This window comes from Candidatus Litorirhabdus singularis (assembly GCF_026262625.1).
In the GTDB taxonomy this organism is placed as follows: domain Bacteria; phylum Pseudomonadota; class Gammaproteobacteria; order Pseudomonadales; family Halieaceae; genus Litorirhabdus; species Litorirhabdus singularis.
In genome coordinates this window covers 800,520-813,910 of record NZ_SHNN01000002.1, presented here as the reverse complement: position 1 = coordinate 813,910, position 13,391 = coordinate 800,520, and the positions used below count along the sequence as shown (strand labels likewise).

Annotated in this window: 13 protein-coding genes; 9 read left to right on the top strand and 4 right to left on the bottom strand. The window is 55.9% G+C overall.

The genetic code is table 11. From position 1 onward, the window contains the following. Positions 1-21: 21 nt before the first annotated feature. Positions 22-1,101: a 3-deoxy-7-phosphoheptulonate synthase gene (locus EYC98_RS12105; RefSeq protein ID WP_279245602.1), complete on the bottom strand. Its 1,080-nt coding sequence runs from the start codon at positions 1,099-1,101 to the stop codon at positions 22-24. A gap of 143 nt (positions 1,102-1,244) precedes the next feature. Between EYC98_RS12105 and EYC98_RS12100 the strand changes: the two genes are divergently transcribed. The 5 genes from EYC98_RS12100 (at position 1,245) to EYC98_RS12080 (ending at position 8,138) form a co-directional block, all read left to right on the top strand. Then, entirely contained in the window at positions 1,245-1,820 is a 576-nt protein-coding gene (locus EYC98_RS12100) for a 3-keto-disaccharide hydrolase (protein WP_279245601.1), read from the top strand. Positions 1,821-1,843: 23 nt separating this feature from the next. Further along, positions 1,844-2,872 carry a nuclear transport factor 2 family protein gene (locus tag EYC98_RS12095; RefSeq protein ID WP_279245600.1) on the top strand — a complete coding sequence of 343 codons (1,029 nt, stop codon included), beginning with the start codon at positions 1,844-1,846 and terminating at the stop codon, positions 2,870-2,872. Beyond that, positions 2,859-3,914 (top strand): efflux RND transporter periplasmic adaptor subunit, encoded by a 1,056-nt coding sequence (locus tag EYC98_RS12090; protein WP_279245599.1) that lies wholly within the window; start codon positions 2,859-2,861, stop codon positions 3,912-3,914. The genes EYC98_RS12095 and EYC98_RS12090 overlap by 14 nt, the downstream gene beginning before the upstream one ends. Further along, positions 3,914-7,015, top strand: a complete 3,102-nt coding sequence (locus tag EYC98_RS12085; RefSeq protein ID WP_279245598.1) for an efflux RND transporter permease subunit — start codon at positions 3,914-3,916, stop codon at positions 7,013-7,015. Before EYC98_RS12090 ends, EYC98_RS12085 begins: the two co-directional genes overlap by 1 nt. Positions 7,016-7,184: 169 nt before the next feature. After that, the gene (locus EYC98_RS12080; protein WP_279245597.1) at positions 7,185-8,138 is read left to right on the top strand and encodes an AEC family transporter; all 954 of its coding nucleotides are present in this window, start codon (positions 7,185-7,187) and stop codon (positions 8,136-8,138) included. Here the strand turns inward: EYC98_RS12080 and EYC98_RS12075 are convergent. Further along, a complete protein-coding gene (locus tag EYC98_RS12075; protein WP_279245596.1) occupies positions 8,135-8,680 on the bottom strand; it encodes a PepSY-associated TM helix domain-containing protein in 546 nt (181 codons plus the stop codon). The genes EYC98_RS12080 and EYC98_RS12075 overlap by 4 nt on opposite strands. 128 nt (positions 8,681-8,808) lie before the next feature. Here EYC98_RS12075 and EYC98_RS12070 point away from each other — a divergent pair, with 128 nt between their 5' ends. The 3 genes from EYC98_RS12070 to EYC98_RS12060 are packed head-to-tail and all read left to right on the top strand — an operon-like array spanning position 8,809 to position 10,367. Then, positions 8,809-9,192: a hypothetical protein gene (locus tag EYC98_RS12070; RefSeq protein WP_279245595.1), complete on the top strand. Its 384-nt coding sequence runs from the start codon at positions 8,809-8,811 to the stop codon at positions 9,190-9,192. Then, a complete protein-coding gene (locus EYC98_RS12065) occupies positions 9,192-9,785 on the top strand; it encodes a hypothetical protein (RefSeq protein WP_279245594.1) in 594 nt (197 codons plus the stop codon). Before EYC98_RS12070 ends, EYC98_RS12065 begins: the two co-directional genes overlap by 1 nt. A 3-nt stretch (positions 9,786-9,788) precedes the next feature. Then, the gene (locus tag EYC98_RS12060) at positions 9,789-10,367 is read left to right on the top strand and encodes a lysophospholipid acyltransferase family protein (RefSeq protein ID WP_279245593.1); all 579 of its coding nucleotides are present in this window, start codon (positions 9,789-9,791) and stop codon (positions 10,365-10,367) included. Here the strand turns inward: EYC98_RS12060 and EYC98_RS12055 are convergent. After that, positions 10,364-10,870, bottom strand: a complete 507-nt coding sequence (locus EYC98_RS12055) for a thioesterase family protein (RefSeq protein ID WP_279245592.1) — start codon at positions 10,868-10,870, stop codon at positions 10,364-10,366. The genes EYC98_RS12060 and EYC98_RS12055 overlap by 4 nt on opposite strands. Before the next feature lie 116 nt (positions 10,871-10,986). Between EYC98_RS12055 and EYC98_RS12050 the strand changes: the two genes are divergently transcribed. Continuing rightward, complete coding sequence (locus tag EYC98_RS12050) at positions 10,987-12,192, top strand: CaiB/BaiF CoA transferase family protein (RefSeq protein WP_279245591.1); 1,206 nt, start codon at positions 10,987-10,989, stop codon at positions 12,190-12,192. A gap of 41 nt (positions 12,193-12,233) precedes the next feature. Here the strand turns inward: EYC98_RS12050 and EYC98_RS12045 are convergent, their stop codons facing one another. Next, a complete protein-coding gene (locus EYC98_RS12045) occupies positions 12,234-13,388 on the bottom strand; it encodes an acyl-CoA dehydrogenase family protein (protein ID WP_279245590.1) in 1,155 nt (384 codons plus the stop codon). Positions 13,389-13,391 lie beyond the last annotated feature (3 nt).

The window sequence follows — 13,391 nt, the reverse complement described above, 5'->3', positions numbered from 1 at the left end:
ACTGCGCGGCCCCCACTCAGGCTAGCGCTGTATTTGGCGGCGCTTTTCTACTGCATCGGCAAGCTCATGCAGCAGTGGGCCAGTGTCATCCCAACTTATACAGGCATCTGTAATCGACTGACCGTAGGTCAGGCTCTGACCGTCGATGACATCCTGACGACCTGCAACCAAATGGCTCTCTAACATGATGCCAAAAATACTCTGACTACCACGCGCCACCTGCGCCGCTATGTCTCTGGCAACGTCAATTTGGCGCGCAGGTACTTTGCGACTGTTGGAATGACTGGCATCAATCATGATGCGCAGTGGCAGTCCTGCAGCATTGAGCAAAGCTCCGGCATCGTCGACCGAAAACATATCGTAATTGGGGTGCTTGCCGCCACGCAGAATGATATGGCAGTCGCCATTACCGGCAGTTTGAAAAATGGCTGAGTGACCGGCCTTGGTCACCGAGAGGAAATGGTGCGGATTAGATGCCGATTTGATCGCATCAATAGCCACCTGAATGTCGCCATCGGTAGCATTTTTGAAGCCAACCGGACAAGAAAGCCCAGAAGCCAGCTCGCGATGTGTCTGGCTTTCTGTGGTGCGGGCGCCGATCGCACCCCAGGCGATAATGTCCGCATAGTATTGCGGACTAATCAGGTCGAGATACTCAGTGCCGCTGGGTAGGCCAATTTCAGCAACATCCAGCAGTAACTGGCGCGCAAGACCGAGCCCCTTGTTGATTTGAAAGGTATCGTTCAGGTCCGGGTCATTGATTAATCCCTTCCAGCCGACAGTCGTGCGTGGCTTTTCGAAGTAGACGCGCATGACGACCAGCACTTGATCGGATATCTCATCGGCTACTGCCTTGAGTCGACGGGCATAATCCAGCGCTGCCGCCGGATCGTGGATTGAACAGGGACCAACAACGGCTACCAGGCGGTCATCGTTGCCGGCAAGCACCTCGTGAATACCCTGGCGTGCTGCATTAACAGTGGCCGCGGCAGCGGAGCTGACCGGAATAGAGGCCATGAGATCGTCAGGAGACCTCAGCTCATTGGTCGCGCTGATACGAATATCATCGGTATTTTTGGCGCTTGTGTGTTCAGTGTTCATAGTAAGGGTCCAGCAAAAAGGCGGCGTTATTATACACAGCCATCACTTTGCTGGCAGAGCAGCAGTGTGTGGATTGCTACCACTTGCAAATCTGGTTTACCCTTCCTGTCTAGCGACGATGTTTATCAGTGGAGAATATGTGGATGAGGGGTTTGAACGGTAAGTGGTTGGTGCTGAGCTTGATTGCAGTCCTGCTGATGGGCTGTGCGCGCGGCAACATGCTGATCGATGGCCCTGAGTTACAGCAGTGGATAGCGGCGGGGGAGGCGAACTGGCGTTATGAAAACGCGGAGCTGGTAGCAGACGGTGCTGGCGAAGGTTTCTTGATGACCCGCTCGAGCTACAAGGACTTTCGTCTTAATCTGGAGTTCTGGATCGACGAAACTACCAATAGCGGCGTCTTTGTGCGTTGTCAGGATCGCGCCAATATCCATCCGGAGACCTGTTTCGAGGTGAATATATGGGACAATCATCCGCAACAGGACGCCCGCACCGGTGCGATTGTTCTCAAAGTCATGCCTCCGCTGCAGAATATTGTGACGGTAGGGCGCTGGAATACTATGGATATTACCGCCGAAGGGCAGAAATTAGTGGTGCGTGTGAACAGTCAAATTACCGCTCTGATGGATCGAGCGGATACAGCGCCCGGCTTTATAGCCCTGCAGCACTGGGAGAAGGGTACCGTGCGCTTTCGCAATATTCAGGTCCTTCCCATCTGAAGCCTGCGCCGCACAGATGGTTCGTGGTCGGGGCACGTTCCCTGCTTATTGGCTTGCTGCTGTTAGTATCTGGCTGCGCTGAAGATTCCAATACCGCGGATCGAGTTGAGGTTCACGACTACCCTGAATTCAAGGCTTGGGTAGACCATAGTGTCGAGCCGCATTCCGAGATGGCTGCTGCAGCGCTGCTGAATACTGCACAGGCTTTTGCAAATCTGGATGAGCCGCTGCTGAATAAGGTTCTGGCGCGCAACTTTCAACAACATGATCCGATGCTGGCGCCCGGGCGCGAGGGATTACTGGCACTGGCTGGCGTAGAGGGTCACCCGCGTGGCGGGGCTCCCAATATTATGGAGGACACCGCGCTGCTGCTTTATGATCCGCCCTGGCTGGTGATCCACCGGGGCGGGCGTCTGGGCCCGTTGCGCTCACATAACTTTGACTTGCTGCAGTTTTCCGATAGCGGCAAGTGGCAGGCGTACTTGAGTTATCTGCAGCCTTTGGAGGCAGGCTGGCTTGATAATCTGCTGTTCAGCTTCGTCGTGCCGCGCCAGCTGGACCTGATTCCCAGCCAGGAGCGGCAACCGCAGCCGCTATGGTTGGGTCGCACAGAGTATTCTGCTCGTTTTACCACCACAGCAGCCGAGACCAATCTGAACCGTGAGCTGGTGCGCAGTTACTTGGATGGTTTGCAGCAGAATGCAGAGCCAGTGCGGGAGTTGGTTGAGCGTTATCTGGCACCAGAGTTTCAATTACATCTGCCGGGTATACCCGCTGGGCGTGAGTCTCTTGTGGCTATGTTAGAGCGGGCGCAGCGGCGTCCGGGCGCGATAACGGTGCAATTGGTGCTGGCGCAGCATGATCTGGTATGGATATTAAGTCGGGTGCAGGAAATTCGCGAGGCGGATATCCCCGTGCTGGCTGCGGCTGACCTGTTTCGCGTGCGTAACGGTATGATAGTGGAACAGTGGAAAGTGGTGCAGCCGGTACCACGCTTCGCGAACAACAAGAACGGTCTGTTTCCCAGGCCGCTTATGGATGAGATGGAATAGTATGGTGCGAATTCTGGGGCTGCTACTGATTGCTGGCGTGTGTCTGGCAGGGTGGCTGTTGTTGGCAGACCAGGATCCTGCGGTTGCTGGCAAGGCGCAACGACCGCCGGTGCCGGTAACGGTCTGGACAGTACAGACGCGCCCGTTTAGCGATCGTGTGGCAGCTTTGGGTACGTTGCGGGCCTGGGAGTCGGTGGTGATTACCGCGAGTGTCACCGAGACCATTGATTCTCTGCATTTCGAAGACGGGCAGCGAGTGCTGCGGGGTGCCTTACTCGCGCGGTTGCAGCAGAGCGAAGAGGCAGCCGCCTTGCGTGAACAGCAGGCAATGCTGGCAGAACAGGAGCGGGAGGTGGCGCGGCTGGAAGATCTCGCGCGGCGGAATCAGGTTGCGGAGACCGAGGTTGATCAACGTAAAACACTGGCAGCTATTGCCCGCAGTAAAATTGCGCAAAGTAATGCACGCATCGCCGACCGAACGATTACAGCACCCTTTGACGGCGTGCTTGGTTTGCGTCAGGTCAGTGCGGGCGCACTGATTAGTCCCGGTGAGGGTATTGTGACGCTGGACGATCTTTCCCGCATGCGACTCGATTTTACCGTACCGTCACGTTCGCTGGCTTTTCTCATTGTTGGCCAGCCAGTGATGGCTAACACAGCCGCTTATAGTGATACCTTTAGCGGCGTAGTCAGTGCTATTGACAGCCGGGTGAACCCGGATAACCGGTCACTGACGGCGCGAGCCAGGTTTGATAACGGCGACGGGCGCTTGCGGCCGGGTATGTTGATGACATTGATATTACAGGGTCCCGAGCGTCAGGCGCTGGTCATCCCGGAGCAGGCCCTGGTATCGCGCGCCAAAGATCACTTTGTGTGGCTATTGGAGGGTGATCAAGCAACCCGCGTTGCGGTGCAGCTGGGCTCCAGAATTCCCGGCTGGGTAGAGGTGACGGCAGGCCTTGAGGTTGGAGAGCAAGTGGTGCACGAAGGCGTGGCACGTTTGCGTGGTGAGCAGGCTCTGGTAGAGCGGATTACTCCCTGATGTGGATTTCTGATACGGCGGTACGCAGACCGGTACTGGCAGTCGTTTTAAGCGGTTTATTGCTAGCCTTTGGTCTGCTGTCTTTCGAGCGTCTGCCGTTGCGCGAATACCCTGACATAGACCCGGCAGTGGTGACCATTGAAACCCGTTACTCAGGTGCGGCTGCGGCGGTGGTCGAGAACCGGATAACCGAAGTGCTTGAAGATCGCATTTCTGGCCTGGCCGGTGTTAAGTCTATGACCTCAACCAGTCGGGATGGCGAGTCTACGATTCGTCTGGAGTTTCACCTGGATCGGGACATAGACGCTGCTACCAACGACGTCCGTGATCGTGTCTCTCGGGTGCTGCAGTTGTTGCCGGAGGCTGCGGATCCTCCAGAGGTTATGAAGTCCGAAAATGATGAGCAGGTGTTGGTGTGGACCCATCTCGAGGCGGATGGCATGAACATTCTGGAGCGCACCGACTATGTGCGTCGCTATCTCGAAGATCGCTTTGCTGCGCTGGGCGGAGTTTCCCGAGTGCGCATATCCGGGGCTCAGGTTTACGCTATGCGCATCTGGCTGGACCGGCAGGCGCTGGCTGCCCGACAAATAACAGTCGCCGATGTCGAGAATACGATTCGCAACCAGAACGTAGAACTGCCGGCGGGCACTGTGAAGTCTTTGGAGCGCGATTTCGTGGTGCGCATCGAGCGCTCCTACCTGAACGCCGAGGACTTCAGCAACATGGTGCTGCGTAAGGGCGCTGATGGTCATCTGGTTCGGATCGGTGACATTGCGCGAGTGGAACTGGGCAGCGCCGAGTCGCGCGCATTCTATAACGGTAATGGTGAGCCCATTGTGGGTTTGGGTATCGTGAAACAGAGCACCGCGAATGCGGTGCAGGTGAGCCGCCTGATCAATGCGGAGATAGATCGACTCAATGAGCAGTTTCCGCCCACAATTCGGCTGATGAAGAGCTTCGACAATTCGATTTTTGTTGAGGCAGCGATTCGGGAAGTATACAAAACGCTGCTGATTGCGGCGTTGCTGGTAGTTTTTGTCATATTTTTGTTTCTGGGTGATCTACGCAGTCTGTTGATTCCTGCAATAACGGTACCGATCTCACTGGTGGCGACATTCTCTTTGCTGTCGGTATTTGGCTATAGCATAAACCTTTTGACGCTGCTGGCGCTGGTGCTGTCGATAGGGCTGGTGGTCGATGATAGCATCGTGGTGTTAGAGAACATTCATCGGCGCCTGGTGGCGGGCGAATCACCGTTGCTGGCAGCATTCAATGGAACACGACAAGTCGGCTTCGCCGTGGTTGCTACCACGCTGGTGCTGATATCTGTGTTCGTACCGATCCTGTTTCTGCAGGGAGATATCGGGCGTCTTTTTAGTGAGTTTGCCGTGACCATGGCAGTGGCCGTGTTTTTTTCCTCTGTGGTTGCCTTAACGCTGGCGCCGGTGATCGCCAGTCAGTTGTTGCGCTCCGACAAAATTCACAACGGCATGGCGGATTTTGTCGAGGCACTGAGTCGTCGCGTGGAAGACGCGTATCAGCGCCTGCTGGTCAAGTTGCTGCGCATGCCTGTAGTGGTGCTTGCCATTCTGGCGGCAAGTTTGGCAGCCACCTATATCTTGTTCCAAGAGGTGCCGGGTGAATATGCGCCGCCGGAGGATCGCGGCATGATCTGGTCGGTGATACAGACGCCGCAAGGATCATCCTATGAGTACACCCGGCGCCAGGCGTTGTTGCTGGAGGAACGCTTGCTACCATTGGTAGAGGCGGGTGACGTCAAGCGACTGCTGGTGCGGGCACCTTCCTTCGGTGCCGCCGGCAATTTCAGCTCAGCCTTTGTGATGGCGGTGTTGCCAGATTGGGAGCGCGGGCGTAAACCAACCGCAGAGGTGTTGGCTGAAATTCGTCAGCGCACTGCTAATTTCCCTGGGGCGGCTGTCTATGCCCGCGGCCCGCGGTCTATGGGTGGCAGCAATGCCGACCCCGTGCAGTTTGTGGTGGGGGGTAATACTTACGACGACCTCGCGGATTGGCAGGAAATTCTCATCGAAAAGATACGTGAAAACCCAGGTTTGACCGGAGTGAATACAGATTTTTTCCCGACTAATCCTCAGCTACGGGTGAGTGTCGATCGCGATCGTGCCGGTGACCTTGGCGTCAGCCTGATGAATATCAGCAGCACCCTGGAGACACTGCTGGGCTCGCGTAATGTGACCACGTTTATTATGGGTGGACGAGAATATGACGTAATTTTGGAGGGTGAGCGCAGCGAACAATCTTCGCTCAATGACTTGCAGGATATTTACGTGCGTTCTGACCGCACCAACGAGTTAATACCGCTTTCCAATCTGGTAACCCTGACCGAACAGGCGGATGCTGGAACCTTGAACCGCTATAACCGCGTGCGCGCGCTGACAATTACGGCGGATACCGTCGGTGACTATTCTCTGGGAGAGGCGCTGGCTTATCTGGAGCAGCTGGTGCAGGAAGAATTGCCGGCGGAAGCGAGCTTTGACTACAAGGGCGAATCGCTGGAGTACAAGACTACCGACCGCGCCGTGCTGTTTGTCTTTATGCTGGCGCTGTTGGTAGTTTATATGGTCATTGCCGCTCAGTTTGAATCTTTCGTACACCCCTTTGTTATTCTGTTGACCGTGCCTTTGGCATTGGTGGGCGGGCTAGGGGGGCTGCTGTTTTTTGAGCAAACGCTGAATATTTATTCGCAGGTGGGCCTAATTATGTTGATAGGCCTGGCGACCAAGAACGGCATACTCATTGTTGAATTTATAAACCAATTACGTGGCCAGGGTGTAGAGTTCGAGCAGGCTGTTCTGCGCGGTGCTGCGTTGCGTCTGCGTCCGATCATTATGACTGCTATAACCACGGTGATGGGCGCGGCCCCGCTGGCGCTGGCCGCCGGGCCGGGACATGAGGCACGGATGGTCATAGGTATCGTCGTTATGTGCGGGGTGGTTACGGCCACACTGATCACGCTCCTGGTGATTCCGGTTGCCTATGCGTTATTGGCGAGGAATACGGCGCTGCCGCGACAGGTGGCTAATCAGTTGGAGCAAGAGCTTGCAGGCGATGGTCGGTAGTCAGGTATTCGGCACGCCTATACCTTGAACGCGACAACTGCGATTGAACTGTCACCGTCAATAGATGTTAATCTGGAGGCTAGCGCAGGCCCTGAGCATTAGCGCGCTTTGGGCCTGTAGTCGCAGCAGACTATGCTTTCAGTCATTAAAATAAGCTATTGAAAAATATATGATTTCAGCTGGAATTATGGCGCTGGTGGCGGCGATTAAGGTCACCGGGCCGATTTTTCTCTGGGTGTTGCTGGGTGCTATCGCGCGGCGCTTGGGTTGGCTCGGTCCGGTGTTGGCGGAACGCCTTTCGCTGTGGGTATTCCGCTATGGTATGCCGATTATTCTTGGGCTGGGTGCCAGTCGCGTTGACTATTCGCAAGTGACTGGCTCGACCTATCTGCAGGCTGGCATCTTCAGTGTCTTGGTCATTACGCTGCTGGGACACTGCTATGGCCGCTGGCGCCGGTTTCCGCAAGCTGATCATGGCGTATTTCTGCAGGCAGTGTTCCGTTCTAATTTGGGGATTATTGGAATCGCGCTGTGCGCCAGTGCCTACGGCGAACGTGGGCTGGTGATGGCGGCATTGCCAGTGGCGGTGCTAACGGTAGTTTATAACGTGCTCGCGGTTTACGTGCTGAATCGAGCGCATGGCAGGAGTGCGTCGCCGCTGGGCGTTCTGTTGGGTATAGCACGCAACCCACTGGTGGTTGGTATAGCCGTGGGTATGCTGGTGTCTATTGCCGGCTGGACGCTGCCCGGGTGGGCCTATCAGGTGGGCAATGCTTATGCGTTACTGGTGCTGCCATTAGCGGTACTGGTTATCGGCGCCGCGCTGAGTTTAAAGTCGCTGCGGGAATCGGGCCGCGCAACGCTGGATGCCAGTGTCTGGCGATTGGTAGTGGCGCCGTTAATCACCGTATTGATTGCTTTGGCCTGGGGGGTGCGCGGTGAAGAGTTGGGCGTGCTGTTTCTGCTGCTGGCAGGGCCGGTTGCGACTGCCAGTTTTGTGATGGTGGTGGCGGTGGGTGGCAACGGAGCTTTGGCTGCCAACATTGTGCTGGTCACCACCCTGTTATCGTTGCCCAGTATAACCCTGGGTATGGCCGTGCTGCAGGCGGCTGGCCTGCTTTAAAGCAGCAGCAGTACAAACAGCAGCGTGCCAGCTCCAGTGCTGAGCAGGGTTTTGGGTCGCAGTCGTGCAGCTGAAATACCCAGCCATAAGCCACTCAGGATGACCAGCAGCAAGCCCACTGCGAAGGCTTTCTGAAAGGTCTTGAATGCCGTTGGACCATGGCCTTTGTGTAATTCAATCATGCGATTTTGCAGACTGGGAATGGCGTGAATGACTTCGACCGCGTCCGCCGATAACTTGAACTGATAGTGTTCTGCGGAGGTGGGGCGCGTGTACAAGGTATTCCCCTTGACCTTGACGTAGTCGAACTCAAAATCATTAACACCAGCGGTGGAAAGCAGCACTTTCACATCCTGCTTCAGCGTTGGCGAGTTCGCGTCAATTGCAAACGCTACCGCTGGCCCGGAGTAGACCGGTTCTACCGCTACGGTGCCCTTGATGCCGAGTAAATAGAGACCGCCGGATAACGCGACCAGAATGACCGCCGGTGCGAAAAAGGCGGAGAGATAAAGGTGCAGCGTGATCAGTAACTTACGGTCCATGAAATGGCTCCAGTCAAAAGCTGTACATGGTAGAGATGCCTCGCTCAGAGCGCAAGAATCAGCTATCACTCACCTTCAATGTGTTTTATGCTGTTGCGCGATCAATTTCCCCAAAAAGGCTTATTTGCATGCGGTTTGGCTTGTGTTTTCGGAACCTGCTGTTACGGGTTTGTGGGCTGATTACTTGTGCGGTGTTGCTGTCTGGCTGCGCCCAATATACCGATAATCGTGGTGTTGAAGTGACGTGGGAACCGGCCATTATGGAGTCCATGGTGGCGGGCCAAACTACGCGCTCTGAGGTTTTGGCTGCGCTGGGTCCACCCTCACAGATTATCGCCTTGGGCGATGAAACCGTTCTTTACTACTTGTTTGAAAAGTCTAATGGCGAGGGCCTGATTCTGATCTTATACAATCAGTTTGATGTTGAAACCCGCTACGATCGCGCTGTTTTCTTTTTTGATGCCAACGATAGTCTCACCGAGTATTCCAGTTACGTGGCTGCGAGTCCCTGATGGCACGGCGTGCGTTGTTGCTGTGTCTGCTATTGGTGAGTGGGGGTTGCAGCGTGTCCCGCTATGACATCGGACAAGCGTTACCCGCCGCAGATCTGGAGCGGGTGCAAACGCCGGGAGTCGGCGTTGGTGAGGTGCTCTCTGCACTAGGGCCTCCGGTTAGGCTGTCAGCGTTAAGCAGTGGGTATGTGCTGGCATGGGAGTATTGGCAAATACAGGAGAATCAGGTCGGGGTCAGTTTGCGTGCCATAGGCGCCGATTTTCTGTCGATAGACTGGGGCGCAGCGGATACCCGTGGCGAATTTCTTCTGCTGGCCTTCGACACCGAACATCGATTGACCGACAGCACCCTGTTGCGCTGGGACCGCGAGCTTGGCGGTGGGCAGGGTATTCAGCCGCTGTTTAGCTTTGTGTCGGTGGTGGACATTAGTGACCTGACCGAGCCGCTACCAACGCACCGCTGGGGAGCGTCCAATTGGCAGGATCTGCCACGCTCCCTCAACCGCGCCCAGCGCATGGATACTGGCGCCGCGGGCCTTGAACAACGCGGTAGTACGGTGACCGTCGGGCAGCATGCTTTGGAGATGCAATAAGCCATGAGTAGCTTCAAGAGTCGTTGCGCGCGCCTGGTTCTGAGAAGTTTTGGCTGGCGGATAGAGGGAGAGCGGCCACAGCCGGAAAGCTACGTGCTGATAGCCGCACCGCACACCTCCAACTGGGATTTCCCGCTGATGCTGCTGTTCGCCGCCGCGTTTGATATACGCATTAAATTTCTCGCCAAGCACAGTCTGTTTCAGCCGCCGCTGGGGTGGTTGATGCGCGCGTTTGGTGGACTGCCGATCGTGCGCCATCGCAATAGTAATGTGGTAGAGGATATGGCCGCCACTTTTGACGGTCTGGGAGCGCTGGTGATTGCGGTTCCGGCGGAAGGCACGCGTACGCGCACTGACTACTGGAAATCCGGGTTCTATCACATTGCCCGCGAGGCGAAGGTGCCTATCGTGCCGTCGTATCTGGACTTTGGGCAAAAGCGCGGTGGCTTTGGTCCCGCGCTGGTGCCAAGCGGTGATATAAGCGCTGATATGCAGTACTTCCGGGATTTTTATGCGCCCATGCAGGGTAAGTTTGCCGACCAGTTTGGACCGGTCAAATTGCGCGAGGAGGAGGCGGACTAACTGCTGCGGCGTATTCCCAGCTTGCGTCCAAAACCTGCGGGCATTCCGTGGGCCTGGCCCCTTTGCAATTCTTGCTCGAAACGCTGCATATAGTCAGCGCCAAAGCTGGTGCTGCGTCGTGTCTCCATATCGACGTAAAGGGTAAGACACTCATTAGTGGCTGCCAGATAGTCTTTGTCTTCGTTGTACATGCAGTGGTAGTAGTGCAGGCGCTTGTGGTCATAATCGATGAGCTGGGTGGTCAGGCGGAGCCGGTCGCCGGCGAATACTTCACGCAGATAGTCTATGTTGCAACCGAGCGTGAAGGTGGAATTGTTGCACCTTTTGAAGTGCTCGGCGCCGATATCTAGTGAAGTGAACCACGCATCGGTCGACAGCTCGTCAAAGGCAACCACGTAGTAGCCCATGTTCATATGGCCGTTGTAGTCTATCCACTGTGGCTGAACCTCAGCGCTAACAGTGAACAGCGACGTGGCGGGGTTGGTGCGATCATGATCTGTCATATTGGCTCCTGGTATTCTCGGTTACGAATCATAGCTCGGCTGCTTCAGCGTGGTAAGTATCACGGCAACGCAATGATTTTTATGTAGAATAGGCCCCCTGAATTTGAGGAGTAATTATGACTGAAGCAAACACTGCGCGTCCCCTGGATGGCATCCGGGTGATAGAGCTGGGCCAATTACTGGCGGGTCCTTTTACCGGTTCTATCCTGGGTTACTTTGGCGCAGAGGTCATCAAGATTGAGCCACCCGGAGCGGGTGATCCGATCCGCGGCTGGCGCGTGGTAGAAAATGGCACGGCGCACTGGTACCGAAGTCTGGGGCGCAACAAAAAAAGCGTGACGTTGGATCTAAAAACCGAGCGCGGTCGCGAGTTAGTCAAGGAGCTGTTGAAAACCGCAGACGTAGTGGTAGAAAACTTTCGGCCTGGCGTTATTGAAAAATGGGGTCTGGGCCCTGAGGATCTCGAGGCTGACAATCCTGGACTGATTTACGCGCGTATTTCTGGCTACGGCCAGACCGGCCCTTATTCATCCAAACCCGGCTATGCCTCGGTCACAGAAGGTATCAGCGGATTTCGTTATGTGAATGGTTTCCCTGGCGAACCGCCAGTGCGCCCGAACCTTAGTATCGGTGATACGATTTCTGGTATTCATGCGGCGCTGGGAGTCTGTATGTCTTTGCTGCAGCGCATGAACTCTGCCGATGGCAAGGGCCAGGTGGTGGATGTAGCGCTGTATGAATCCATGTTTAACCTGATGGAAGGCGTAGTGCCGGAGTTTTCCGGAGCGGGCGTGGTGCGCGAGGCCTCAGGTACCACCGTAACCGGCATCGTACCTACTAATACCTATACCTGCGCCGATGGTAAATTTGTAGTGATCGGCGGTAACGGCGACTCTATTTACAAACGCCTGATGATTGCCGCCGGGCACCCGGAGATGGCGGAGAACCCGGAGATGGCTAATAACGAGGGGCGGGTAGAGCATGAACCTGAAATCGACGCGGCCTTGGCGGCCTGGTGCGCGGGTCATCCTGCAAAACACATTATTGACACACTGGAGGCGGAAGGGGTGCCGGTTGGCCTCATCTACAATGTTGAAGACCAGATGGCCGATCCCCATTTCAATGCGCGAGGTATGTTTGAGGAAGTGGACATAGACGGTAAGTCACTGAAGATTCCGGCCATTATGCCCAAGCTTAGTGGCACGCCGGGGCGCACCGATTGGCCCGGTCAAGAAGTGGGCAGTCACAACGAGGAAGTCCTCAAAGGTATGCTCGGGCTGAGTGATGCTGAGATCGCCGAGTTATCCAAGCTGCAGAGTTAACGAGCACTCGTCAGCTCTGCACGCTCAGTGGTGGTTAGAGCTTAGGCCTTACCGAGCATGGTGCGCGCTACCAGTTCGCGCATAATCTCTGAAGTGCCGCCGTAGATACGCTGAATACGAGCGTCTACATAGAAGCGGCTAATCGGATATTCAACCGTATAGCCGTAACCACCGAACAACTGCAGGCAGTCGTCGATGACCTCACACTGCATCTCGCAGGTTGCCAGCTTCAGCATCGCGGCGTTGTCGGCGCTGAGTTCACCGCGGTTGTAGGCCTCGGCACACTGATCGTAAAAAGCCCGGTTCAGGGCAATTCGGGTTTTTACGTCTGCCAACTTGAAGCGAGTATTCTGAAATGCGCCTATGGTTTGTCCGAACGCTTTACGCTCTTTGACGTAATCCACGGTTATTTCCAGCGCGCCTTCAGCCGCTGCCACGGCCTGCGCGCCAATACCGAGACGCTCCCGCGGCAGCTCAGTCATCATGATGACAAAGCCTTTGTTTTCTTCCCCCAACAGTGCGTCCGCCGGTAGGCGCACGTCATTGAAGAATAGCTCCGCGGTGTCGCTGGTGTGTTGGCCAATTTTTTCAATTTTCTGGCCGCGGGAGAATCCAGGCAGGGTGGCGTCCACCAGAAACAGTGAAGTGCCTTTGGCGCCCTTGCCCGGGTCAGTGATGGCGGCGACCACTACGATATCTGCAAGCATGCCGTTGGTGATAAAGACTTTCGAGCCGTTGAGTATCCACTCGTCGCCATCGCGGACGGCGTTAGATCTGATGGCCTGCACGTCAGATCCGGCACCTGGCTCAGTCATCGCCAGCGCTCCCAGTGCGTCACCGGTGACCATTTTGGGTAACCAGTACTGGCGCTGTGCATCGCTACCGAAGTGGTTGATATAGGGGGCTACGATATTGGAGTGAATGCCGTACCCGCTGGCGATACCGCCGAAACCCATGTGAGAGAGCTCTTCGATCATGGCCAGAGTTACCTGGGCGGTGGTGCCAGCGGCGCCAAACTCTTCGGGCATATCCGGGCATAGCAGCCCTGCCGCACCTAACGTCCGCCACAGCTCTCTGGGCACAGCATGGGCCGCTTCCCAGGACTCTATGTTGGGCAATATCTCCTGGCTGAAGGCGCGTCTGGCCATATCGCGGAACAGTGTCATGTCTTCATTGTGAATGGCGGCGGCGGTCATAGG